We start from the raw sequence: 22,422 nt of genomic DNA, 5'->3' as shown, positions 1-22,422 counted from the left end.
CGTGCGGTCAATCGAGCTTGAGCACCTTGGCCAGTACGATCTTCGGCCCTTTCATCTTCTTGATGATGATGCGCAGGCCCTCGACCTCCAGCACTTCCTCTTCCTCGGGCACGCGCTTGAGGGTCTCGTAGACCAGCCCGGCGAGGGTTTCCGCCTCGATGTGATCAAGGTCCACGCCCAGCAGGCGCTCGACCTTGAACAGCGGCGTATCGCCTCGTACCAGCAGCTTGCCGGGCTGGTAGGCGAGGATGCCGCGTTCGGTCTTGCGGTGTTCGTCCTGGATGTCGCCGACCAGCACCTCCAGCACGTCTTCCATGGTCAGGTAGCCGATCACCTTGCCGTCGGCTTCCTCGACCAGCACGAAGTGCGCACCGCCCTTGCGGAACTGCTCCAGCAACTGGGCCAGCGGCATGTGGCGGGACACGCGCTCCAGCGGGCGGCACAGGTCATCCAGGTCGAGGGTCTCGGGAATGTGGTCCAGGTCGGCCAGCTCCAGCAGCAGGTCCTTGATGTGCAGCAGGCCGATGAACTCCTCGCGCTCGGCATCGTAGACCGGGTAGCGGCTGAACTTGTGGCGCCGGAACATCGCCAGGATTTCCTTGAGCGGCGCACGGGCGTCGAGGCTGATCATGTCCTCGCGGGAGTTGGCCCAGTCGACCACTTCCAGCTCGCCCATCTCCACGGCCGAGGCCAGCACGCGCATGCCCTGGTCGCTCGGGTCGTGCCCGCGGCTGGAGTGCAGGATCAGCTTGAGCTCCTCGCGGCTGTAGTGATGCTCATGGTGGGGCCCTGGCTCGCCTTGCCCGGCGATGCGCAGGATGGTGTTGGCGCTGGCGTTGAGCAGGTAGATGGCCGGGTACATCAGCCAGTAGAACAGGTACAGCGGCACGGCGGTCCACAGCGACAGCAGCTCGGGCTTGCGGATCGCCCAGGACTTGGGCGCCAGCTCGCCGACCACGATGTGCAGGTAAGAGATCACGAAGAAGGCGATGAAGAACGAGATCGCCTTGACCAGCTCCGGCGTGTCGACGCCCACGGCGGCCAGCACCGGCTCGAGCAGGTGGGCGAAGGCCGGTTCGCCGACCCAGCCCAGGCCCAGGGAGGCCAGGGTGATGCCCAGCTGGCAGGCCGACAGGTAGGCATCCAGTTGGTTGTGGACCTTGCGCAGGATGCTGCCGCGCCAGCCGTGCAGGTCGGCGATGGATTCGACGCGGGTGGAGCGCAGCTTGACCATGGAGAACTCGGCGGCAACGAAGAAGCCGTTGAGCAGCACCAGGAACAAGGCAAAGATGATCATGCCGAAGTCGGCGAACAGGGTGGTGAGGCTGATACCAGGGGAAGGGTCCATGATGGAGTTTTTACGGGGTCCGTCTTCAGAAAAGGGAGAAAAAAAGTGCCAGCTCCGGCTGGCACAGGGGATTCAATGTAGCGGCTGGGGCTGCAAAAGCAAAGGGGACAGGCTTTGGGAGAGGCTGCGCAGCCCCGGCTCAGCCCCTGGCGTTGGCCAATTGTGCAGGCGCGAAGTGACAGGTGAAGGTACTGCCATGCCCCGGTACGCTGCTGATCTCCAGGCGGCCACGATGGCGCAGCAGCACGTGCTTGACGATGGCCAGGCCCAGCCCCGTGCCGCCGGTGTTGGAGGCGCGGCTGGAGTCGACCCGGTAGAAGCGCTCGGTCAGCCGTGGCAGGTGCTTGGCATCGATGCCGATCCCCGAGTCCTGCACGGACAGGTGCGCGCCCTGGTCATCGGCCCACCAGCGGATGCGGATGTTGCCTTCGTCGGGGGTGTACTTGACCGCGTTGAACACCAGGTTGGAAAAGGCGCTGCGCAGTTCCGACTCGCTGCCCTTGAGGCGCACGCCGGGCGTGGCATCCAGGCTGATGCGTTGGTTGCGCGGGCCGGACAGGGCCTGGGCGTCGGCCTTGATCGACTGCAGCAGGGCGTCGACCGCCACCGGCTGGTTGTCCGACGGGTAGTCGGTGGCCTCCAGCTTGGCCAGTAGCAGCAGGTCGTTGAGCAGGGTCTGCATGCGCGAGCCTTGCTGGCTCATCTGCTGCAACGCACGGTTCCAGCGCGGGTTGACCTCCTCGACGTTGTCCAGCAGGGTTTCCAGGTAGCCGGTGATCACCGTCAGCGGGGTGCGCAGCTCGTGGGAGACGTTGGCGACGAAGTCCTTGCGCATCTGCTCGAGCTGGTGGATGCGGGTGACGTCGCGCACCAGCATCAGGTGCTCGTTGTTGCCATAGCGGGTGATGTGCAACTGGACGCGCAGGCGATCGTTGATCGGCGAGGGGATCTCCAGCGGTTCGACGTAGTTCTGCGACTCGAAGTATTCCTTGAAGCGCGGGTGGCGGACCAGGTTGGTCACCGGCTGGCCACCGTCCTGTGGGGTCTTGAAGCCCAGCAGGGTTTCGGCGGCGCGGTTCCACCACTCCAGGTTGCCTTCGCTGTCGAGCATGATCACCGCGTCGCGCAGGGCGGCGGTGGACTCCTGTACCCGGTCGATCACCGCCTGCAGGCGGCCGCGTACGCGCTGGTCGCGCCGTTGCAGGTGGTAGATGCTGTCGAACACCTCGCCCCACAGACCGTAGCCGTCGGGCGGTGCTTCGTCGGGCTGGTGGTTGCGCAGCCAGTCATGCAGGCGCAGCAGCTGCTTGAGGGTCCAGCCCAGGTAGAGGGCAAGGCCGATGGCCAGGCTCCAGCCGTAGTAGCCACTGACCAGCCCGCCAACCAGGCAGACGGTGATCAACAGCAGCATGTGGCGAATCAGGGTCGCGTGCCAGTTCTGGTTCAATTGACGAATCCTTCGGATCCAGCTTTGAGCTTCAAGCTGCAAGAAGAAGCGGATCGGTGGTGCTGTTCAGTCCTTTATTTCAAGCCTGAAGCGGCGAGCAGGCTTGACGCTGGCTGCTCTTTCTTGCCGCTTGAGGCTTGGAGCTTGCGGCTAGCTCTTGGTGGAAAAGCGATAGCCGGTGCCCCGGACGGTTTGTACCAGATTCTCGTAGGCTTCACCCAACGCCTTGCGCAGGCGGCGGATGTGTACGTCGACGGTGCGCTCCTCGACGTAGACGTTGCCGCCCCAGACCTGGTCGAGCAACTGGCCACGGGTGTAGGCGCGTTCCTGGTGGGTCATGAAGAACTGCAGCAGGCGGTATTCGGTCGGGCCCATCTCGGCCGGCTTGCCATCGATGGTCACGCGGTGGCTGATCGGGTCGAGCAGCAGGCCACCGACCTCGATCGGCGCCTCGCTGTCGCTCGGACCGGTACGGCGCAGCACGGCCTTCAGGCGCGCCACCAGCTCGCGGGGCGAGAACGGCTTGGTGATGTAGTCATCGGCGCCGACTTCCAGGCCCTGGATCTTGTTGTCCTCTTCGCCCTTGGCAGTGAGCATGATGATCGGGATGTCGCCGGTCAGTTCGTCGCGCTTGAGGCGGCGCGCCAGCTCGATGCCCGAGGTGCCCGGCAGCATCCAGTCGAGCAGGATCAGATCCGGTTTGCGATCGACGATGATGGCATGGGCCTGCTGCGAGTTCTCCGCTTCCAGGCAGTCATAGCCGGCCATTTCCAATGCAACGGCGATCATCTCGCGAATGGGCGCCTCGTCGTCGACGATCAGAATGTTTCTGCCAACCATGCTCAATACCTCTCCCGGGAACGATGTCTTGGCCCGCATTAGATAACGGAATTATTGCAGCTGTGTGACAGGACATTGGCGGTTCTGGCGACATTCCGTGACTGGGCTAGGCTTCAAAGGGCCGTCGAAACGGCACTCGGACCTCCCTCCACCCCCGAAACAATGGTGATTCCAATGACACGACATACGCTGAGCTGGATGGCCCTTTTCGCTGCACTGGCGCTACCGGGGGTGGCGTCGGCGCACCATGCGATGGAAAAGGATGGCATGTGGGTCGACCACGCGGGCATGACGCTCTACACCTTCGACAAGGACGAAGGCGGCAAGTCGGCGTGCAACGGCGAATGCGCCAAGAACTGGCCGCCGCTGCTGGTCAAGGCGGATGATGAAGCGGCCACCGACAAGTGGACCCAGATCACCCGCGACGACGGGAGCAAGCAGTGGGCCTATGATGGCAAGCCGCTGTACACCTTCATCAAGGACAAGAAAGCCGGGGACAAGACCGGTGATGGCGTGAAGGACGTCTGGCATATCGCCAAGCCTTGAGGGCGAAGGGGCTGCAAGGCAGCCCCAGCCAACTCAGCGCAACGCGTAGTCCAGCACCACGCCAACGAAGACCAACAACCCCGCCCAATGGTTGTGCAGGAATGCCTTGAAGCACGATTCGCGATCCAGCCCGCGGGTCGACCAGAACTCCCAGGCAAAGCACAGCGCCGCGCCCAGCAGCCCCAGGTGGAACCAACCCCCCAGCTCGAAGCGGCTGCCAGCCAGCAGCAGGCAACCCAGCGACAGCATCTGCAAGGTCAGGATGATCACCCGGTCGGCTTCACCGAACAGGATGGCAGTGGATTTCACGCCGATCTTCAGGTCGTCGTCGCGGTCCACCATCGCGTAGTAGGTGTCATAGCCCACGGTCCACAGCAGGTTGGCGATGTACAGCAGCCAGGCGCTGGCCGGCAGGTCGCCGCCTGCCGCGGTGAAGGCCATGGGAATGCCCCAGGAGTAGGCGGCGCCCAGCACCACCTGGGGGTAGTAGGTGTAGCGCTTCATGAACGGGTAGCAGAACGCCAGGGCCACGGCGCCGAACGACAGCCACACCGTCCGGGCGTTGGTGCACAGCACCAGCAGGAAGCTCACCCCGACCAGCAGCGCGAACAGCATCACCGCCTCGCGCGGCTTGACCCGGCCGCTGGCCAGCGGCCGGTCGGCGGTGCGCTTGACGTGGCCGTCGACCTTGCGGTCGGCGAAGTCGTTGATGCAGCAACCCGCGGCACGCATCAGCACCACGCCCAGGCCGAAGATCAACACGTTGGCCAGGGTCGGCGAGCCTTGCCCGGCGATCCACACCGCCGACAGGGTCGGCCACAGCAGTAGGTAGATGCCGATGGGACGATCCATGCGGCTGAGCTGGACGAAGTCCCAGGCGCGCGGGTGCAGGCGGTTGAGCGACTTGAGCAGTTGCAGGTACATCAGCGGATCTCCTCCTTGGCCGCTTGCCACAGCGTGGGCAGGAACACCTCGGCCACCAGCAGGTCCAGGCCGCCGCGGGCGAAGCGCGAGCGCCGTGCCCACAGGTCGCCGTGGCGCACCTCGGGCGGCAACCAGGCCTGTGGATAACGGCACACCTCGATGGGATGGCGGACGAAGGCCTGGTCGCAGAACAGCAGTTCGCCCAGCGAGCGACTGCCCAGCGTCTCCAGGTCGAGGCCGCCACGCTCCAGGGCACTGCGCCCGGCCACGCTGCGGGCGAACACCCAGGGTTGGCCATGGCCACGCAGGTAGACCTCGCGCACCCAGCCTTCCTCGCCGGGCGCCAGGCCCAGGGCCTGGCACTCGTCGTCGCGCAGGGCCTGCCAGCCCTCGAACAACGGGGTGACCGAGAAATGATCGTTGGACAGGCGGGTCAGGCGGCGGGTCAGGGAGCCCTGGTCGAAGAGCCAGTCGAGGGTCGGCTGGGCGACGTCGGCCGCCAGCTGTGAAGACGGCAGCCACGCGACAGCGGCTGCTTGCGGGGTTTCGTACGGCACGTCGGTATGCTTGATACAGGCCAGAGAGGTGGCGAGCTTAGCATGTTTGCCCGGATTGCTTGCATACTGCTGGCAGGGCCAGTACAAAGCCCGAGGCTGAGGCCCCCTTCGAGGGCCGGGCGGTCGCGCCAAGCCTGAGTCAGTTCGAGGAAAACCGTGATGAAAAAATGGCAATGCATTGTCTGTGGCCTGATCTACGACGAAGCCGAGGGCTGGCCGGACGACGGCATCGCCCCGGGCACCCGCTGGGAAGACGTGCCGGAAGACTGGCTGTGCCCGGATTGTGGTGTCGGCAAGAGTGATTTCGAAATGATCGCCATCGGCTGATCGCAACCCCCTGTTCGAGAGAGGAAGCACGGCATGACGTCCCCTGTGGTAATCATCGGTACCGGCCTTGCGGGCTACAACCTGGCCCGTGAATTTCGCAAGCTTGATGGCGAAACGCCGCTGTTGTTGATCACCGCCGACGACGGCCGTTCCTACTCCAAGCCCATGCTCTCCACCGGCTTTGCCAAGCACAAGGACGCCGATGGCCTGTGCATGGCCGAACCCGGGACCATGGCCGAGCAACTCAAGGCCGAGATCCGCACCCATACCCGCATCAGTGGCATCGACCCGGGCCACAAACGCCTGTGGATTGGCGAGGAAGCGGTGCAGTACCGCGACCTCGTCTTTGCCTGGGGTGCGCAGACCGTGCAGGTGCCCATCGAGGGCGACGCCGGCGATTTGGTCTTCCCGATCAATGACCTGGAAGACTACGACCGTTTCCGCCGCGCCGCGCAGGGCAAGCAGCGGGTGTTGATCCTCGGCGCCGGCCTGATCGGCTGTGAATTCGCCAACGACCTGACCCTGGGCGGCTACGCCGTCGAGGTGGTCGCGCCCTGCGAGCAGGTGATGCCGACCCTGTTGCACCCGGCCGCCGCCGGTGCCGTGCAGGCGGGCCTGGAGGGCCTTGGCGTGCGCTTTCACCTGGGGCCGGTGCTGACCCGCCTGCAGCGGGTGGGCGAAGGCCTGGAGGCGCATCTGTCCGATGGCCGGGTGATCCCCTGCGACCTGGTGGTCTCGGCCATCGGCCTGCGCCCGCGCACCGACCTGGCCGCTGCCGCCGGCTTGGAAGTCAACCGTGGCGTGGTGGTCGATCGCCAGTTGCGTACCTCCCATGCCAACATCTTCGCCCTGGGAGACTGTGCCGAGGTCAACGGCATCAACCTGTTGTACGTCATGCCGCTGATGACCTGCGCCCGTGCCCTGGCCCAGACCTTGGCCGGCAACCCGACCACGGTCGCCTATGGGCCGATGCCGGTCACCGTGAAGACGCCCGCCTGCCCCCTGGTGGTGTCACCGCCCCCACCCGGCCACGACGGTACCTGGCAGGTGCAAGGGCAGGGCGCCGACCTCAAGGTGCTCTGCCATGACCGCGAAGGCCGGTTGCTGGGTTACGCGCTGACGGGCACGGCGGTCATGGAAAAGCTGGCGCTGAATCGGCAGTTGCCACCCTTGATGGCGTGAATGGCTGGCGTTCTGTCGGATATATCCTGTTCTTGACGCGACAATGGCCGCCCAGGTACTGGCGCGGCTCCGGTGAGCGTGCCATCCTCATTCCCGTCTGCCGCAGTTTAGAGCCTGCGGTGCCTTGAACGCTGCCTATCGGGCAGCACGGCATAACAACAAGAAATCCCGTCCAAGAGGCTTCACTATGCGTAAACCAGAACTCGCCGCCGTTATCGCCGAAAAGGCCGATCTGACCAAGGAAAAGGCCAACCAGGTCCTTAACGCGATTCTCGACAGCATCACCGGTGCGCTCGACAAGGACACCGTCACCCTGGTCGGTTTCGGCACCTTCGAAAAACGCCATCGCGGTGCCCGCACCGGCAAGAACCCGCAAACCGGTCAACCGGTGAAGATCAAGGCCAGCAATACCGTCGCCTTCAAGCCTGGCAAGAACCTGCGCGACAGCGTCAACCAACCCGTCAAGGCTGCCAAGAAGGGCAAGTGATCCACGCCCTACCAGCCAGCGTTATTCGAACGGGCGCCCTTGGGCGCCCGTTGTGCGTGTTGGCATGGCAAAAGCTGGTAAAACAGATTTGCATCGCAGGTTCAATAAAGGGATAAACTGCGCGGCTCAGTCACATTCAAGTCGAGGCGCGTTGATGAAGTTCCGCTTTCTTCTCTGGGCCATGGGTCTGCTGATGGCCAGGGCCAGCCGCAACAATCCGGCCTTCCAGCAGCAATTGCGCGACAAGGACCTGGTATTCCAGATGCAGACCCTGGACGGCAAGGTCGCCCGGCATTTCATCGTCAGCGGCGAGCGCGTCAGCAGCAAGGGCGGCCAGCACCCACAACCTGCCTTTGCCATTGCCTTCAAGGATGCCGCCTATGGCTTCGCCACATTGCAGGCCGCCAACAAGCAACTGGCCTTCATGCAGGGCATCCAGGACAAGAGCATCCAGATCAAGGGCAACCCGGCCCTGGTCATCTGGTTCCAGGGGCTGATGAAGTACCTCAAGCCGAAGAAGAAAAGCTGACGCCGAGGCTTGCTTCTACAGGGACATCCCCACTGGGCATCAATGCGGCGCATTGAACTGCGAAGCCAGCTCCCGCAGCAGGGTCTCGGCCGCCAGCACCTTGTCGACCGATTCCTCGGCCTTCTCCCGGCTCAACCCCAGGCGTTCCAGCAAGGCATCCGGGATCGGCGCCTCGGGCCCCGAGCCGATGCCGCGCGTGCGCAACAGGCGTGTCGCCAGGCAGACCAGGTTAGGGAAGGCCGCATATTCGCCGTCATAGGACGGATCGTGCTGGAAGCGCAACGCGGTCGACAGCTCCTCCGGCATGTCCCACAGCTTCATCAGCCAGGCGCCGATCTGTTCGCGGCTGATGCCCAGCAGGTGCTGCTCCACGAAGGTGTGGTTCAGGTGCGGATTGACCTCCAGGTGCCGGCAGATCAGCGAGAAGTGCGGCGGGAAGACATGGGCCAGGAGCAGGTAGCCAAAATTGTGCAGCAGGCCGGCCAGGTAGGTCAGGCCGGCTTCCGGACGCTCCGCCCGGGGCATGGCCCGGGTCAGCCCTTCGATCACCGCGGCGGTGTAGATCGATTGCTGCCAGTACGGCGTGGCCTGCTGCGGATGATCCTTGGGCAGGCTCATGGCCTTGCCCAGGGCCAGGCCCAGGGCGAGGTTGATCACCAGGTCGAAGCCCAGCACGCGCACGATGGCATCCTCCACCGAGCGGATCTTGCCGGGTGAGGCGTAGTAGGGCGACGCTGCCCAGCTGACCACCTGGGCGGCCAGGGCCGGATCGGTCTCCACCACGCCGGTGATGTCATCGATGCTGGCATTGGGGTCGACACGCAGCTTGATGATCTTCTGCGCGGTGTCCGCCAGTGGTGGAATCTCGATCGTCTGCTCCAGGCGTTGCTGGATACGCCGGGCGGTGAAGGCCTGGACGGCCTGGGTGATTTCCTTGGGGTCGTCGGCTGGGCGATCGAGGTTGGGGCGGATGTCCTTGACCGCTTCGCCGAAGCTGCCCACGCTGGCCTTGTTCAGCATCCGCTTGAACGCGTCGCGTTCGATCTCCAGCAACAAGCCGCTCTCGCCCGACTGGATCAGCAGTTTGTCGGCGTGCAGCAGGCTTTCTTCATAGAGGCAGGGGGAGCTGGTCAGCGCCGGAATGCCGGGCAAGGTCTTGAGGCCATGCTTGTCGAGCATGTGCTTGAGGCGCGCCATGGGCACGGCCACCAGTTTACGGCCGGTCAGCTCGGTCAGGCGATTGAGGTCCAGCAGCTGGCTCTGTGGGAACAACGCCATCAAGGCGCCGACTTCGTCCTCGAGGAGGATCGCCTGAACCCGCGAGGTGGCCGGCAGCGATAGGTGCTCGGGCACTTCGTGGTAGGCCACGCCAAGCTTTTCGAGCAATAGCCGGATGACAGACGGTACGTGTGGGGTTGCGGTGTCCAGAGCAACTTCAGTCATGGTCTGTATCCAAGTTTTTCTTTAAACGCGAAGTATAACCAGCCTATGTAGGAAGCTGGATCCATTCGCAGACGGACGTCACACCTGGCCATACTGCTGGCCGTGCCGCAGCCAGCGTTCGAGCAGCGGGCTGACGTGGTCCGGCCAGCGCGCCAGCAGGGCCTGGGCGGCATCGCGCACTGCCGGCAGCAGGTCGGCGTCGCGCATCAGGTCGGCGACCTTGAACTGCAGCAGGCCGGTCTGCCGGGTCCCGAGCATCTCGCCCGGGCCGCGCAGCTCGAGGTCCTTCTCGGCAATGACGAAACCGTCGTTGGTTTCCCGCATGATGCCCAGCCGTTCGCGGCCGATCTGCGACAACGGCGGATGATAGAGCAGCACGCAATGGCTGACCGCGCTGCCCCGGCCGACCCGGCCGCGCAATTGGTGCAACTGGGCCAGGCCCAGGCGCTCGGGGTTCTCGATGATCATCAGGCTGGCATTGGGCACATCCACGCCGACCTCGATCACCGTGGTGGCCACCAGCAGCTGCAGGTTGCCCTCTTTGAACTCGGCCATGACCGCAGCCTTCTGCGCCGGCTTCATGCGCCCGTGGATCAGGCCCACGCGCAGTTCGCCCAAGGCGCTGCCCAGCTCCTCGAAGGTGCTTTCGGCCGCCTGGCAGGTCAGCTCCTCGGACTCCTCGATCAGGGTGCATACCCAGTAGGCCTGGCGGCCTTCGGCGCAGGCGGCGCGGACCCGCTCGACCACCTCGAAGCGTCGGCTGTCGGCCACCAGGACGGTGTTCACCGGTGTACGGCCCGGTGGCAGCTCGTCGAGGATCGAGGTATCCAGGTCGGCATAGGCGCTCATGGCCAGCGTGCGCGGAATGGGCGTGGCGGTCATGATCAACTGGTGCGGACACAGCTCGCCGGCCACGCCTTTCTGGCGCAGGGCCAGGCGCTGCTGGACACCGAAGCGGTGCTGTTCGTCGATGATCGCCAGGGCCAGGTGGCGGAACTTCACTTCTTCCTGGAACAGCGCATGGGTGCCGACGACCATGGGCACGCCACTGGCGATTTGTTCCAGGGCGCTGGCGCGGGCCTTGCCCTTGAGCTTGCCGGCGAGCCAGGCGACCTCGATACCCAGCGGCTCCAGCCAGCGCTTGAAGGTGATGTAGTGCTGTTCGGCGAGGATCTCGGTCGGCGCCATCAGTGCCACCTGGTAGCCGGCTTCCAGGGCCTGCAGGGCGGCCAGGGCGGCGACCACGGTCTTGCCGGCGCCAACGTCGCCCTGAACCAGGCGCATCATGGGTTCGGGCTGGCTCAGGTCGTAGGCGATCTCGTTGCCGACCCGCTGCTGGGCACCGGTTGGGGTGAAGCCGAGGTTGGCCAGGTACTGCGCCGGCAGCCGGCTGGCCTTCGGCAATACCGGCGCGCGCAGGGTGCGCAGGCTCTCGCGCAGGCGCTGCTGGGAAAGCTGGTGGGTCAGCAGCTCCTCGAAGGCCAGGCGATGCTGGGCCCAGTGATGGCCTTCGGCGAGTTCTTCCAGGTCGGCATCCGCAGGCGGGTTGTGCAGATAGCGGATGGCGTCGTCCAGCGGGGCCAGCCTGTAGTCCCGCGCCAGCTCCTCCGGCAGCCAGTCGGGCAGGCTGCGCGGCCCGAGCATGGCCAGGCTCTGTTGGCAGAGCAGGCGCAGGCGTTGCTGGGTCAGCCCTTCGGTGGTCGGGTAGATGGGCGTCAGGGTCTGCTCCACCGGCGGTGGCGGCTCGCTGCCATTGAGCGCGCGATATTCCGGATGGTAGATCTCCAGGCCCGAGGCGCCGGGGCGTGCCTCGCCGTAGCAGCGCAGGTGGGTGCCGCGCTTGAGGCCCTCTTTCTGCGCATTGCTGAAATGGTAGAAGCGCAGGCTCAGCACGCCGCTGCCGTCCCCGAGGCGCACCACCAGGCTGCGGCGCTTGCCCATGACCACGTCGGCGCCGCTGACCACGCCTTCGATGACGGCATCCTGGCCCGGGCGCAGGGCGCCGATCGGCACCACGCGGGTGCGATCCTGGTAGCGCAGGGGCAGGTGGAACAGCAGATCTTGCAGGTTCTCCAGGCCAACCTTGGCGAGTTTCTCGGCCATGGCCTCGCCGACCCCCTTCAGCACCGTGACCGGGACCTTCGACAACTCCGTCATGGGATCAGGCCGGCTGTTCCACGGGCGGCTTGGCCACCGAGCACAGGCGGATCGAGTCGGCAAGCAGCTCGATGGCCTTCGGCCGCGGGAAGCTGGCGCGCCAGGCGATGGCCACGGTGCGGAACGGCGAAGGCGCGGTCAGCGGACGCACTTCGATCACGCCCGGGGCGTAGTGATGGCTGTGTACCGCCGACAGCGGCAGGATCGACACGCCAAGGCCGGAGGCGACCATGTGGCGGATGGTTTCCAGCGAGCTGGACTCCACGGTGGTGTGCTTGGACCCTTCGCCGCCCTTGTTGATCGTCGGGCAGGCTTCCAGCACCTGGTCGCGGAAGCAGTGGCCCTCGCCGAGCAGCAGCAGGCTCTTGTCGTTGAGCATGGCCGTGTCGATGGTGTCCTTGGCGGTCCACGGGTGGTCGGCAGGCATCAGGGCGTAGAACGGCTCGTCGTACAGCGGCAGGGTGAGCACGTCGGCCTCGTTGAACGGCAGGGCGATGATCACCGCATCCAGTTCGCCGTTGCGCAGCTTCTCGCGCAGCACGTGGGTGAAGTTCTCTTCGATGTACAGCGGCATCTGCGGTGCCACCCGGTGCAACTGGGGGATCAGGTGTGGGAAGAGGTAGGGGCCGACGGTATAGATGGCGCCGACCTTGAGTGGCGCGGTCAGTTGGTTCTTGCCGGCCTGGGCCAGTTCGCGGATCCCCTGGGCCTGCTCCAGGACCTTCTGCGCCTGGGCGACGATGCTCTCGCCGACCGGGGTCAGGCGCACCGCGCTCTTGCTGCGCTCGAAGATCAGCACGCCAAGCTCGTCCTCGAGCTTCTTCACACCGACCGACAGGGTCGGCTGGCTGACGTGGCAACGCTCGGCGGCATGGCCGAAATGCTGCTCCTGGGCAAGTGTGACGATGTAGCGTAATTCTGTGAGGGTCATAACGTGCGTCCATGAAGTTGCGGCCCCAGCATAGCGGCTGCAATCGATAGACGCACGTTATCAGACTTGCCGTTTTGTGACAGAAACAAAAGTGTCAGCGTCGGTCCAGCGAGTAGACGAACGGCGCTACCACCTCGATCGTGCCATTGTTCAGCAACTCCTGCGGCGGCTTGGGCACAGGCTGCGCCCGACGGATCATCTCCAGGGTCGCCCGGTCCAGCGACGCACTGCCGGAACCTCCGGCCAGGGCGTAGGACAGCACCTTGCCCTCGGCGTCGACCACGAAGCGCAGCCGGTTGATGCCTTGCAGGCCGCGACGGCGAGCGTCTTCCGGATAGCGCTTGTACTTCGCCAGGTGACGCAGCAGGTCGCTCTGCCAGGTCGGCAGGGCATTGCTGTTGGAGGCGATGCTCGGCGCGGGTGCCGCGGACTTCTGCGGTGGCGTGTTGCTCGGCGGCGTATCCGCTACCTCCTCCTTGGCCGGTGGCAGTTCCTTTGGCGGCTCAGGCTTCTTCTCGGGCTTGGGCGGCTGTGGCTTGGCCTTCGGCTTGGGCGGCTTGGGGATGGCGATCTTGGGCTTGGGCGCCTCCACCAGCTTTGGCAGCGGCGGCTCTTCGACCGGCGCCGGTGGCTTGGGGGCGGCTTTCGGTGGTGGCGGCGGCGCAGGTTCGGGGAGCGGTGCCAGCTCGACCATCATGGCGGCCGGCGGCAGCTCGATGGCTTGGGGCACCGACCAGTTCAGCGTCAGCAACACGGCCAGGGCATGCACGCCGAGCACGATCGCCAGGCTGGTACCGTAGCGCGCCAGCAGGTTGGACCGCTTCTTCGTCATTGCTTGGCTGCCGTTTCGAGACCGACCAGACCGACCTTGAGGTAGCCGGCCGCGCGCATGGTGTTCATCACTTCCATCAGGTCGCCGTAGTCGACCCCCTTGTCGGCCTGGAAGAAGATGGTGGTTTCCTTGTCGCCTTTGGTCTTGGCATCGAGTACCGCGCCAAGCTGGTCGTGCTGGGCCACCTCATCGTCGCCGACGTACAGCTTCTTGTCGGTCTTGACGCTGACGAACACCGGTTTCTCCGGCCTAGGGGCCGGCTTGGCGGTCGAGGCCGGCAGGTCGACCTTGATATCGACCGTGGCCAGGGGGGCTGCGACCATGAAGATGATCAGCAGCACCAGCATCACGTCGATGAAGGGCGTGACGTTGATTTCGTGGTTTTCGGCGAGGTCGTCGCCACCTTCGTTGAGATGCAGGCCCATGGCTTACCCCACTTTCACCATGTGCGGGGCGGCGCGCTCGCTGCCCTGATGGTCCAGGTCACGGCTGACCAGCAGCAGGACCTGCGCCGAGGCGTCGGAGACCTGGGCCTTGTAGCCGGTGATGGAGCGGGCGAAGACGTTGTAGATGACCACGGCCGGGATCGCCGCGACCAGGCCCAGCGCGGTGGCCAGCAGGGCCTCGGCGATACCCGGGGCGACGACCGCCAGGTTGGTGGTCTGGGTCTTGGCGATGCCGATGAAGCTGTTCATGATGCCCCACACGGTGCCGAACAGGCCGACGAACGGTGCGGTCGAGCCGATGGTGGCGAGCACGCCGGTGCCGCTGCTCATGTTGCGACCGCTGGCGGCGACCAGGCGCTCCAGGCGGAAGCTGACGCGCTCCTTGATGCCTTCCTTCTCGCGGGTGTTGGCCGACAGGCGCATTTCCTCGAGGGCTTCGTGGACCAGGGTGTGGGCCAGGGTGCCCTCCTTGGTCGAGGCTTCACTGGCTTCCTTGAGGCTGGCGACCTTCTTCAGGACCTCGACCTCGCCACGCAGGCGACGCTTGGCGCCCATCAGCTCGAAGCCTTTGGCGATCCAGATGGTCCAGGTGATGATCGAGGCGATGGCCAGGCCGATCATCACGGCTTTGACGACCACGTCGGCGTTCTTGTACATGCCCCAGGGCGACAGGTCATGGGCCATGCCCAGGGTGGTGTCCTCGACCAGTGCCTCGACGTTCTCGCCGGCTGGCGCCTGGGCGTCCGCAGGGGCCGGGGCAGCGGTGTCAGCGTTGGCGGCAGGCGCAACAGGTGCCTGCGCCTCGCCTGCCGGTGCGACCGAGTCAGCCGGGGCGGTGGCGGCCGGTACATTGGCAGCCGGTGCGACAGGCTCTTCGGCCATGGCGACCGGGGCCAGCACCAGGCTGAACATCAGCGCGGCGATGGCGCGCCATGCACGCGGCGTGGTTGGCGAAGCGGAAGGTTGAGTACGAGTCATGCTGGCCGGACCTGATGAAGAAAAAAGAGTGACGTTCTCCACAGCCTCGAGGTGGGCCGAGAACAGATAGGGGCGCCATTATTGCAAGTAATTCTTGTTAGCAGAAGTAATGCCGTTGCTTTTTTTCACCTTTGTATAACCGTTGATCGTGTAATCCCGTTAGCCTGAGCCTTTGGAAGGAGGAGTCTAGCAATGTCAGGTCGTTCTGCATTGATCGTAGGTTGCGGGGATGTGGGCGGGCGCCTGGCGCGCCGGTTGCTCGCTCGTGGCTGGCATGTCGAGGGCCTGAGGCGCTCGGTGGGCGAGTTGCCGCAAGGCGTTCACCCGGTTCCCGCCGACCTGGCCGATGGCCGTATTCCCGATGCCTGGCCGCAGCGCACGCCGGATTACTTGGTGTATTGCGTGGCGGCCAGCCAGCATGACGAGGCGGGGTACCAGGCTGCCTATGTCGAGGGTTTGCGCCATGTGCTCGGGTGGTTGGTGCAGAAGGGGCAGCGGCCGCGCCGGCTGCTGTTCGTCTCCAGCAGCAGCGTCTATGCGCAGAAGGATGGCGAATGGATCGACGAAACCGCCGCCACCGCGCCCGAGGGGTATTCGGGGCGTGTCATGCTCGAGGCGGAGCGGCTGGCGCTGGAAAGTGGCATCCCTGCCAGTGTGGTGCGCTTGACCGGTATCTACGGGCCGGGGCGTGAATGGTTGCTCAGCCAGGTGCGCCAGGGTTATCGCGTGGCCGAGGAGCCGCCGCTGTACGGCAATCGCATTCATGCCGAGGATGCGGCGAGCTTGCTGGATTTCCTGCTGCAGGCCGACGCCGATGGGGTCGCGCTGGAGGATTGCTACATCGGTGTCGATGACGATCCGGCGCCGCTGGCCGAGGTGGTCGCCTGGTTGCGCCAGCACATGGGCGTCACCGAATGGTCCGAGGAGCAGCGGGTACGGCGCACGGGCAGCAAGCGTTGCCGCAATGCCAGGGCCCGGGCGCTGGGGTGGGCGCCGCAGTATCCGAGCTACAGGGAAGGGTATGCGGCGATCCTCGAAGGGCGGGGGTGAGCCAGATGCTGGGGCCGCTTCGGACCCTGTATTGGCTTGCCCACGAATGCGGCGGTACGACCGCCGCAATCCCGGGCCGGGTCAGTCGCGCTCCAGCACCCACTGGCGGGCGCCGGGTACCAGTTGCGGCATTTCGTTCGGCTGGGCGCGGTTGAGCGCCTGGAAGATCTCCAGGGTGTCGTCGTCGCGCTTGAAGATCCACGGCGCACCACGCTGGTTACGCTCCAGCCACAGGCTGTCGTTGTCGCCGCCCATGGCCGCGCAGGCGCCAGCCAGGCACAGCGCATAGCGGTCCGGGCCGGGCAGGCCGGTGACGTTGCCGTTGTCGGTGAAGCGTACCAAGGCGCCTTTGCCCGGGCCTTCGACGATCTTCCAGTCGCCGCCCAGGTACGCCTTGTACAGTGCCTTCTCGAAGCTGCTGCCCAGCGGGGCATTGGCGGGCGCGGCAGGCTTGGCGCGCACGAACGTCTGCCGCTTGCCGGCCTGGTCGGTGGCCTGCAGCTTGCTGCCGTCGAGCTTGAGCTGTCCGTTCTCGTCACCGTTGAAGGTGACCAGCCAGTCCTTGTCGCTGGCGCTCAGGCGCCCGTCGGCCGCCTCGAAGCCGTTGCTGAAGCTGGCCTGCTGGTTGGCGACGTCGATCTTCCATTCGAATACCGGGCCTTGTTCGGACAGGGCCTGGCGCAAACTGCCGCCTTCGGCGGCGGCATCGATGGCCGCCTGGTTGATCCAGGTGCCGTTGTAGTCTTCGGGCTTGTGACTGGCACAGCCGCCCAAGAGCAGGGCTGCCAGTGCAAGGGGCAGGGCATGGCGCATGATGGGAAACCTTGGGGCAGAGGTGACGGGCTGGACGCCCGTCACCAGGGGCGTCACTCGATGACCAGGATGGCGTCCATCTCGACCTGGGAGCCTTTCGGCAGCGCGGCGACGCCGATGGCGGCGCGGGCCGGGTAGGGCTGCTCGAAGTAGCGGCCCATGATCTCGTTGACCTTGGCGAAGTGGCTCAGGTCGGTGAGGAAGATGTTCAGCTTGACGATGTCCTTGAACGAACCGCCAGCGGCCTCGGCCACGGCCTTGAGGTTCTCGAAGACCTGGACGGTCTGGGCTTCGAAGCCTTCGACCAGTTCCATGGTCTTCGGGTCCAGCGGGATCTGGCCGGACATGTACACGGTGTTGCCGGCCTTGATCGCCTGGGAGTAGGTGCCGATGGCGGCGGGGGCCTTGTCGCTGTTGATGACGGTCTTGGTCATGTTGACTCCTTGCTGTTGACGGACTACGTACGCATGCGGGTGATGCGGACCACGCCGGTCAGGGTACGCAGTTTCTTGATCACGCGGGCCAGGTGCACGCGGTCGCGCACGCTGACCACCAACTGGACCACGCTGATACGGCCGTCGCGTTCGTCCATGCTGATTTTCTCGATGTTGCCGTCGGCGGCATTGACGCTGCTGGCCAGCAGGGCGATCAGGCCACGCTGGTGTTCCAGTTCGACGCGCAGCTCGACATTGAACTCGCCGGTGACGTCCTTGGCCCAGGAGAGTTGCAGGCATTTCTCCGGATTGTGGCGGATTTCACTGATGTTGCGGCAGTTCTCCAGGTGCACGACCATGCCCTTGCCCGCCGACAGGTGGCCGACGATCGGGTCGCCGGGGATCGGCGTGCAGCACTTGGCGTAGCTGAGCACCAGGCCCTCGGTGCCACGGATGGCCAGCGGGCCCTCCGGTGCCGGCAGCTGCTCGCCCTCGGCGGACAGCAGGCGACGGGCGACCACGTAGGCCATGCGGTTGCCCAGGCCGATGTCTTCCAGCAGGTCTTCGACCAGCTCCAGGCGGTACTCGGTGAGGATCGCCTGGATACGTTCCTGCGGGATCTTGTCGAGGCTGCTGTCGAAACCGGTCAGGACCTTGTTCAGCAGGCGCTCGCCCAGGCTGATGGACTCGGAGCGGCGTTGCTGCTTGAGCGCATGGCGGATGTGCGTGCGCGCCTTGCCGGTCACCACGAAGTTGAGCCAGGCCGGGTTTGGCCGGGCCCCCGGGGCGCTGACGATCTCCACGGTCGAACCGCTTTGCAGCGGCTCCGACAGCGGCGCCAGGCGGCGGTTGATGCGGCAGGCGATACAGCTGTTGCCGACGTCGGTGTGGACCGCGTAGGCGAAGTCGACGGCGGTGGAGCCCTTGGGCAGCTCCATGATCCGTCCCTTGGGCGTGAAGACGTAGACCTCGTCGGGGAACAGGTCGATCTTCACGCTCTCGATGAATTCCAGGGAGTTGCCGGCGCGTTGCTGCAGCTCCAGGATGCCCTTGACCCACTGGCGGGCGCGGGCATGGTTGCCCTTGGGCTGTTCGTCCTCGTTGGACTTGTACAGCCAGTGCGCGGCGATGCCGTTGTTGGCCATCTCTTCCATCTCGCGGGTGCGGATCTGGATCTCGATGGGCACGCCGTGCATGCCGAACAGCGTGGTGTGCAGCGACTGGTAGCCGTTGGCCTTGGGGATCGCGATGTAGTCCTTGAAGCGCCCGGGCAGCGGCTTGTACAGGTTGTGCACGGCGCCGAGCACGCGGTAGCAGGTATCGACCTTGTCGACGATGATGCGGAAGGCGTACACGTCCATGATCTCGTTGAAGGCGCGGCGTTTGCCACGCATCTTCTTGTAGATGCCATAGAGGTGCTTCTGCCGGCCGCTGACCTCGCCCTCGATACCGTCCGCGGCCAGGCAGTTGGCCAGGGAGTGCTCGATCTTGGCGACGATCTCCTTGCGGTTGCCACGGGCGCTCTTGACCGCCCGGTGGATCAGCGACGAGCGCATCGGGTGCATGGCCTTAAAGCCCAGGTCCTCGAACTCCACGCGCACGTTGTGCATCCCCAGGCGGTTGGCGATGGGGGCGTAGATCTCCAGGGTTTCCTTGGCGATGCGCCGGCGTTTCTCGCCGGACAGTACTTCCAGGGTGCGCATGTTGTGCAGGCGGTCGGCCAGCTTGACCAGGATCACGCGGATGTCGCGGGCCATGGCCATGGCCATCTTCTGGAAGTTCTCCGCCTGGGCCTCGGCCTTGGTCTCGAAGTTCATCTGGGTCAGCTTGCTGACCCCATCGACCAGCTCGGCGACGGTTTCGCCGAACTGCTGGCTGAGGGCTTCCTTGGCGATGCCGGTGTCTTCGATCACGTCGTGCAGCATGGCGGCCATCAGGCTCTGATGGTCCATGTGCATGTCGGCGAGAATGCTGGCTACCGCCAGCGGGTGGGTCACGTAGGGCTCGCCGCTGCGGCGGCGCTGGCCATCGTGTGCCTGCTCGGCATAGAAATAGGCCCGGCGGACCAGGTTGACCTGGTCATGGCCGAGGTAGGTCGACAGCCGTTCGGCGAGGGCTTCTATACCCGGCATGGGTTCACCTCCTGCCGAGGAAGAGGGCCTGGTGCCGCGCGACGTCGACCGGGCATGGATCAGACAGCCTCGTTGTTCTCGTCCTCGAACGCGGCGAAGACCGGATCCTCGGTGACGATCTCTTCGGCGGCGATGAACTCAGGGGTGACGATGCCTTCGGCGATCTCGCGCAGGGCGACTACGGTCGGCTTGTCGTTTTCCCAGGCGACCTTCGGCTCCTTGCCGCCGGTGGCCAGCTGACGGGCGCGCTTGGTCGAGAGCATGACCAGCTCAAAGCGGTTATCCACGTGTTCTAGACAATCTTCAACGGTTACGCGGGCCATGGTCTTCCTCGTAGCGAATGCGGTAAGCGTGCAGCCCAGAATGGGCGGGCGGACTCGATAGTTTAAAAAATCACCAGCCAATAGGGAAGCGCTGTTTTGTCGGGTGCGGGGCCGGCGGCCTTGTGTCCGGCTCTTCGCGGGCACGCCCGGGAGGGGCTGCAAGGTAAAACCTGGACCGATGCCTGACGATAACGGTTCCCTGCGGCCTGTTACAACCGTCCTTGACGCATCAGCGCAGCATGGCGTCGCGCAGGCGTGGGGTGAGTTCTTCGAACAGGGTCTGCACCGAGCGCAGGGCACGGCAGTCGGGACGGGTCAGCAGCCACAGTTGGGTGTCGCAGCCGGGCAGGGGGCCGCTCAGCGCCTCGACGCCGGGCATGGCATGCACCATGTAATCGGCCAGGGCGGCCACGCCCATGCCGGTACTGACCAGTTGGGCGATGGTCGACATGCCGCTGCACTGGTAGCGCGGGATCAACCCCGGGTACTGCTGGTTGCGCCAGACCACCGTGGGGTGGTCCTGCATGGCGTCGTCCGGGCCGATCCACGGCACGCTGGCCGGCGATTCGGCCAGGCGTTCGCGAAAGTGCGGGTGGCCGCACAGCACATAGGAGGTCGAGCCCAGGCAACGCCCCACCAGGTGCTCCGGCGGCGTATTGGTCAGGCGCAGGGCGATGTCCGCATCGCGCCGGCTGAGGTTGGCGAAGGTGTTCGAGGTACCCAGCTCCAGGGACAGCGCCGGGTAGTTCGGCATGAAGGTCGCCAGCGCCGGTAGCAACAGGCTGTGCAGCACGGCCTCGGTGCAGGTCAGGCGTACCGTGCCGCTGACCACCTGCTCGCCGCTGGTCAGGGCGATGCGTGCGGCGTCCAGCGCCTGCTCGGCGCGCTCGGCCTGTTCGGCCAGGGCCTGGGCGGTGTCGGTCGGCAGGTAGCCCTTGCGGCTCTTGACGAACAGGGCGGTGCCCAGCGCCGACTCCAGGCGACGGATCGAGCGGAACACGGTCGAGACGTCGACCTTGAGCAGTTCGGCGGCCTTGGCCAGCGACCGACCGCGCTCCAGGGCCAGGACCAGGGAGAGGTCGGCATGGGTGATCTGATATTGCATTGGTGCACGCTCTGCTTGCCGAAATGCCAATGTCTGTTGCGTTGAGGCCATTTTATAGTGGAACGGCCCCCGGGAATCAATGCACCCGGTCGGCACCCGATCCCCACGATGGGAAAGTGAAAAGAACAACAGCAGCAACCATCGCCGCCCGCGAGGCGCCAGCCGTATCCCTCCACATCGCCGCCCCGAACCAAAGGATGTACAGCCATGACGTCGGTCACCCCGTGCGCCAGTTCTTCCAGCGAGATGAATGAATTCCTAGAGGCTCACCCGGATACGCAGTTCGTCGACCTGCTGATCTCCGACATGAACGGCGTGGTACGTGGCAAGCGCATCGAGCGGGCCAGCCTGCACAAGGTGTACGAGAAAGGCATCAACCTGCCGGCCTCCCTCTTCGCCCTGGACATCAACGGTTCCACTGTCGAGAGCACAGGCCTCGGCCTGGACATCGGCGATGCCGACCGCATCTGCTACCCGATCCCCGGCACCCTGGCCGACGAGCCCTGGCAGAAGCGCCCCACCGCCCAGTTGCTGATGACCATGCACGAACTGGACGGCGCACCGTTCTTCGCCGACCCGCGCGAGGTGCTGCGCCAGGTGGTGAGCCGGTTCGATGACCTGGGCCTGGACATCTGCGCGGCGTTCGAGCTGGAGTTCTACCTGATCGACCAGGACAACCTCAACGGCCGTCCGCAGCCGCCGCGCTCGCCGATCTCCGGCAAGCGCCCGCAGTCGACCCAGGTCTACCTGATCGACGACCTCGACGAATACGCCGACTGCCTCCAGGACATGCTCGAAGCCGCCAAGGAGCAGGGCATCCCGGCCGACGCCATCGTCAAGGAAAGCGCCCCGGCGCAGTTCGAGGTCAACCTGCACCACGTCGCCGACCCACTCAAGGCGTGCGACTACGCGATCCTGCTCAAGCGCCTGATCAAGAACATCGCCTACGACCATGAGATGGATACCACCTTCATGGCCAAGCCCTACCCGGGCCAGGCAGGCAACGGCTTGCACGTGCACATCTCGCTGCTCGACAAGAAGACCGGCAAGAACCTCTTCGCCAGCGATGATCCGCTCGAGAGCGCACCGCTGCGCCATGCCGTCGCCGGCGTGCTGGAGACCATGCCGGCCTCGATGGCCTTCCTCTGCCCGAACGTCAACTCCTACCGCCGCTTCGGTGCGCAGTTCTATGTGCCGAATGCGCCGAGCTGGGGCTTGGACAACCGTACCGTGGCCGTTCGTGTACCGACCGACAGCAGCGAGAACGTGCGCATCGAGCACCGCGTGGCCGGCGCCGACGCCAACCCGTACCTGATGCTGGCGGCGATCCTGGCTGGCATCCACCACGGCCTGACCCACACGCTCGAACCGGGCGCGCCGATCGAAGGCAACTCGTACGAGCAACTGGAGCAGAGCCTGCCGAACAACCTGCGCGACGCCCTGCGCGCGCTGGACGACAGCGAGATCCTCAACCAATACATCAGCCCGGACTACATCGATATCTTCGTCGCCTGCAAGGAAAGCGAGCTGGCCGAGTTCGAAGTGTCGATCTCCGACCTCGAGTACAACTGGTACCTGCACACGGTGTAAG

Annotated in this window: 23 protein-coding genes; 7 read left to right on the top strand and 16 right to left on the bottom strand. The window is 65.3% G+C overall.

Annotated features, from left to right (window positions below; translation table 11 throughout):
* Positions 1-7 precede the first annotated feature (7 nt).
* The 3 genes from ACDI39_RS16770 to phoB all read right to left on the bottom strand — a co-directional run bounded on the left by ACDI39_RS16770 (position 8) and on the right by phoB (position 3,635).
* Entirely contained in the window at positions 8-1,348 is a 1,341-nt protein-coding gene (locus ACDI39_RS16770) for a hemolysin family protein (protein ID WP_225786785.1), read from the bottom strand.
* A gap of 139 nt (positions 1,349-1,487) precedes the next feature.
* Positions 1,488-2,759 (bottom strand): phosphate regulon sensor histidine kinase PhoR, encoded by a 1,272-nt coding sequence (gene phoR / locus ACDI39_RS16765; RefSeq protein ID WP_253080406.1) that lies wholly within the window; start codon positions 2,757-2,759, stop codon positions 1,488-1,490.
* 186 nt (positions 2,760-2,945) lie between these two features.
* Positions 2,946-3,635, bottom strand: a complete 690-nt coding sequence (gene phoB / locus ACDI39_RS16760; RefSeq protein WP_003253341.1) for a phosphate regulon transcriptional regulator PhoB — start codon at positions 3,633-3,635, stop codon at positions 2,946-2,948.
* Between the two features lie 174 nt (positions 3,636-3,809).
* Between phoB and ACDI39_RS16755 the strand changes: the two genes are divergently transcribed.
* On the top strand, positions 3,810-4,181 hold the full coding sequence (locus tag ACDI39_RS16755) for a COG4315 family predicted lipoprotein (protein WP_225786783.1): 372 nt from the start codon (positions 3,810-3,812) through the stop codon (positions 4,179-4,181).
* A 33-nt stretch (positions 4,182-4,214) separates the two neighbouring features.
* On the opposite strand, the gene ubiA is transcribed toward ACDI39_RS16755, so the two are convergent.
* Together ubiA and ACDI39_RS16745 are read right to left on the bottom strand one after the other, a co-directional pair.
* The gene (gene ubiA / locus ACDI39_RS16750) at positions 4,215-5,105 is read right to left on the bottom strand and encodes a 4-hydroxybenzoate octaprenyltransferase (protein ID WP_225786782.1); all 891 of its coding nucleotides are present in this window, start codon (positions 5,103-5,105) and stop codon (positions 4,215-4,217) included.
* Complete coding sequence (locus tag ACDI39_RS16745) at positions 5,105-5,662, bottom strand: chorismate--pyruvate lyase family protein (RefSeq protein ID WP_486536951.1); 558 nt, start codon at positions 5,660-5,662, stop codon at positions 5,105-5,107. The genes ubiA and ACDI39_RS16745 overlap by 1 nt, the downstream gene beginning before the upstream one ends.
* A 159-nt stretch (positions 5,663-5,821) precedes the next feature.
* Between ACDI39_RS16745 and ACDI39_RS16740 the strand changes: the two genes are divergently transcribed.
* The 4 genes from ACDI39_RS16740 (at position 5,822) to ACDI39_RS16725 (ending at position 8,187) form a co-directional block, all read left to right on the top strand.
* Positions 5,822-5,989, top strand: coding sequence for a rubredoxin (locus ACDI39_RS16740; protein WP_011536423.1), 168 nt, complete (start codon positions 5,822-5,824; stop codon positions 5,987-5,989).
* Positions 5,990-6,022: 33 nt separating this feature from the next.
* Positions 6,023-7,171: an NAD(P)/FAD-dependent oxidoreductase gene (locus tag ACDI39_RS16735; protein ID WP_486536950.1), complete on the top strand. Its 1,149-nt coding sequence runs from the start codon at positions 6,023-6,025 to the stop codon at positions 7,169-7,171.
* Positions 7,172-7,358: 187 nt separating this feature from the next.
* Positions 7,359-7,658, top strand: a complete 300-nt coding sequence (locus tag ACDI39_RS16730) for an HU family DNA-binding protein (RefSeq protein ID WP_225786779.1) — start codon at positions 7,359-7,361, stop codon at positions 7,656-7,658.
* 154 nt (positions 7,659-7,812) lie between these two features.
* Positions 7,813-8,187, top strand: a complete 375-nt coding sequence (locus ACDI39_RS16725; protein WP_225786778.1) for a helicase — start codon at positions 7,813-7,815, stop codon at positions 8,185-8,187.
* A gap of 39 nt (positions 8,188-8,226) precedes the next feature.
* Here ACDI39_RS16725 and ACDI39_RS16720 read toward each other — a convergent pair whose 3' ends face one another.
* From ACDI39_RS16720 to exbB, 6 genes are all read right to left on the bottom strand, one after another.
* Positions 8,227-9,630, bottom strand: a complete 1,404-nt coding sequence (locus ACDI39_RS16720; RefSeq protein WP_368816524.1) for an aminoacyl-tRNA deacylase and HDOD domain-containing protein — start codon at positions 9,628-9,630, stop codon at positions 8,227-8,229.
* A 78-nt stretch (positions 9,631-9,708) separates the two neighbouring features.
* Positions 9,709-11,787 carry an ATP-dependent DNA helicase RecG gene (gene recG / locus ACDI39_RS16715; RefSeq protein WP_368816525.1) on the bottom strand — a complete coding sequence of 693 codons (2,079 nt, stop codon included), beginning with the start codon at positions 11,785-11,787 and terminating at the stop codon, positions 9,709-9,711.
* Positions 11,788-11,791: 4 nt separating this feature from the next.
* Positions 11,792-12,718 (bottom strand): hydrogen peroxide-inducible genes activator, encoded by a 927-nt coding sequence (locus ACDI39_RS16710; protein WP_225786775.1) that lies wholly within the window; start codon positions 12,716-12,718, stop codon positions 11,792-11,794.
* Positions 12,719-12,812: 94 nt separating this feature from the next.
* On the bottom strand, positions 12,813-13,550 hold the full coding sequence (locus ACDI39_RS16705; protein WP_225786774.1) for an energy transducer TonB: 738 nt from the start codon (positions 13,548-13,550) through the stop codon (positions 12,813-12,815).
* Positions 13,547-13,975: a TonB system transport protein ExbD gene (exbD, locus tag ACDI39_RS16700; protein ID WP_225786773.1), complete on the bottom strand. Its 429-nt coding sequence runs from the start codon at positions 13,973-13,975 to the stop codon at positions 13,547-13,549. The genes ACDI39_RS16705 and exbD overlap by 4 nt, the downstream gene beginning before the upstream one ends.
* Before the next feature lie 3 nt (positions 13,976-13,978).
* Entirely contained in the window at positions 13,979-14,974 is a 996-nt protein-coding gene (gene exbB, locus ACDI39_RS16695; protein ID WP_225786772.1) for a tonB-system energizer ExbB, read from the bottom strand.
* Positions 14,975-15,166: 192 nt separating this feature from the next.
* Here exbB and ACDI39_RS16690 point away from each other — a divergent pair, with 192 nt between their 5' ends.
* Positions 15,167-16,024: an NAD-dependent epimerase/dehydratase family protein gene (locus tag ACDI39_RS16690; protein ID WP_225786771.1), complete on the top strand. Its 858-nt coding sequence runs from the start codon at positions 15,167-15,169 to the stop codon at positions 16,022-16,024.
* A gap of 81 nt (positions 16,025-16,105) precedes the next feature.
* On the opposite strand, the gene ACDI39_RS16685 is transcribed toward ACDI39_RS16690, so the two are convergent.
* The 5 genes from ACDI39_RS16685 to ACDI39_RS16665 form a co-directional block, all read right to left on the bottom strand.
* Positions 16,106-16,837 carry a hypothetical protein gene (locus ACDI39_RS16685; protein ID WP_253090660.1) on the bottom strand — a complete coding sequence of 244 codons (732 nt, stop codon included), beginning with the start codon at positions 16,835-16,837 and terminating at the stop codon, positions 16,106-16,108.
* A 53-nt stretch (positions 16,838-16,890) separates the two neighbouring features.
* Positions 16,891-17,271, bottom strand: a complete 381-nt coding sequence (locus tag ACDI39_RS16680) for a RidA family protein (protein ID WP_043209898.1) — start codon at positions 17,269-17,271, stop codon at positions 16,891-16,893.
* A gap of 23 nt (positions 17,272-17,294) precedes the next feature.
* A complete protein-coding gene (gene spoT / locus ACDI39_RS16675; protein ID WP_225786769.1) occupies positions 17,295-19,403 on the bottom strand; it encodes a bifunctional GTP diphosphokinase/guanosine-3',5'-bis pyrophosphate 3'-pyrophosphohydrolase in 2,109 nt (702 codons plus the stop codon).
* A gap of 59 nt (positions 19,404-19,462) precedes the next feature.
* Positions 19,463-19,726 carry a DNA-directed RNA polymerase subunit omega gene (gene rpoZ / locus ACDI39_RS16670; protein ID WP_225786768.1) on the bottom strand — a complete coding sequence of 88 codons (264 nt, stop codon included), beginning with the start codon at positions 19,724-19,726 and terminating at the stop codon, positions 19,463-19,465.
* A gap of 229 nt (positions 19,727-19,955) precedes the next feature.
* The gene (locus ACDI39_RS16665) at positions 19,956-20,831 is read right to left on the bottom strand and encodes a LysR family transcriptional regulator (RefSeq protein ID WP_225786767.1); all 876 of its coding nucleotides are present in this window, start codon (positions 20,829-20,831) and stop codon (positions 19,956-19,958) included.
* 207 nt (positions 20,832-21,038) lie between these two features.
* Here ACDI39_RS16665 and ACDI39_RS16660 point away from each other — a divergent pair, with 207 nt between their 5' ends.
* Complete coding sequence (locus ACDI39_RS16660) at positions 21,039-22,421, top strand: glutamine synthetase family protein (protein ID WP_225786766.1); 1,383 nt, start codon at positions 21,039-21,041, stop codon at positions 22,419-22,421.
* Position 22,422 lies beyond the last annotated feature (1 nt).

This window comes from Pseudomonas sp. Tun-23181, from assembly GCF_057415455.1.
The sequence above is the reverse complement of the archived record's forward strand: the minus strand, read 5'-3'. Positions and strand labels throughout refer to the sequence as shown.

Bases quoted from the DNA above. Each gene is read 5' to 3' on its own strand.
- ACDI39_RS16770 (WP_225786785.1), bottom strand. From the start codon at position 1,348: ATGGACCCTTCCCCTGGTATCAGCCTCACCACCCTGTTCGCCGACTTC.
- phoR (WP_253080406.1), bottom strand. From the start codon at position 2,759: ATGCTGCTGTTGATCACCGTCTGCCTGGTTGGCGGGCTGGTCAGTGGC.
- phoB (WP_003253341.1), bottom strand. From the start codon at position 3,635: ATGGTTGGCAGAAACATTCTGATCGTCGACGACGAGGCGCCCATTCGC.
- ACDI39_RS16755 (WP_225786783.1), top strand. From the start codon at position 3,810: ATGACACGACATACGCTGAGCTGGATGGCCCTTTTCGCTGCACTGGCG.
- ubiA (WP_225786782.1), bottom strand. From the start codon at position 5,105: ATGTACCTGCAACTGCTCAAGTCGCTCAACCGCCTGCACCCGCGCGCC.
- ACDI39_RS16740 (WP_011536423.1), top strand. From the start codon at position 5,822: ATGAAAAAATGGCAATGCATTGTCTGTGGCCTGATCTACGACGAAGCC.
- ACDI39_RS16735 (WP_486536950.1), top strand. From the start codon at position 6,023: ATGACGTCCCCTGTGGTAATCATCGGTACCGGCCTTGCGGGCTACAAC.
- ACDI39_RS16730 (WP_225786779.1), top strand. From the start codon at position 7,359: ATGCGTAAACCAGAACTCGCCGCCGTTATCGCCGAAAAGGCCGATCTG.
- ACDI39_RS16725 (WP_225786778.1), top strand. From the start codon at position 7,813: ATGAAGTTCCGCTTTCTTCTCTGGGCCATGGGTCTGCTGATGGCCAGG.
- ACDI39_RS16720 (WP_368816524.1), bottom strand. From the start codon at position 9,630: ATGACTGAAGTTGCTCTGGACACCGCAACCCCACACGTACCGTCTGTC.
- recG (WP_368816525.1), bottom strand. From the start codon at position 11,787: ATGACGGAGTTGTCGAAGGTCCCGGTCACGGTGCTGAAGGGGGTCGGC.
- ACDI39_RS16710 (WP_225786775.1), bottom strand. From the start codon at position 12,718: ATGACCCTCACAGAATTACGCTACATCGTCACACTTGCCCAGGAGCAG.
- ACDI39_RS16705 (WP_225786774.1), bottom strand. From the start codon at position 13,550: ATGACGAAGAAGCGGTCCAACCTGCTGGCGCGCTACGGTACCAGCCTG.
- exbD (WP_225786773.1), bottom strand. From the start codon at position 13,975: ATGGGCCTGCATCTCAACGAAGGTGGCGACGACCTCGCCGAAAACCAC.
- exbB (WP_225786772.1), bottom strand. From the start codon at position 14,974: ATGACTCGTACTCAACCTTCCGCTTCGCCAACCACGCCGCGTGCATGG.
- ACDI39_RS16690 (WP_225786771.1), top strand. From the start codon at position 15,167: ATGTCAGGTCGTTCTGCATTGATCGTAGGTTGCGGGGATGTGGGCGGG.
- ACDI39_RS16685 (WP_253090660.1), bottom strand. From the start codon at position 16,837: ATGCGCCATGCCCTGCCCCTTGCACTGGCAGCCCTGCTCTTGGGCGGC.
- ACDI39_RS16680 (WP_043209898.1), bottom strand. From the start codon at position 17,271: ATGACCAAGACCGTCATCAACAGCGACAAGGCCCCCGCCGCCATCGGC.
- spoT (WP_225786769.1), bottom strand. From the start codon at position 19,403: ATGCCGGGTATAGAAGCCCTCGCCGAACGGCTGTCGACCTACCTCGGC.
- rpoZ (WP_225786768.1), bottom strand. From the start codon at position 19,726: ATGGCCCGCGTAACCGTTGAAGATTGTCTAGAACACGTGGATAACCGC.
- ACDI39_RS16665 (WP_225786767.1), bottom strand. From the start codon at position 20,831: ATGCAATATCAGATCACCCATGCCGACCTCTCCCTGGTCCTGGCCCTG.
- ACDI39_RS16660 (WP_225786766.1), top strand. From the start codon at position 21,039: ATGACGTCGGTCACCCCGTGCGCCAGTTCTTCCAGCGAGATGAATGAA.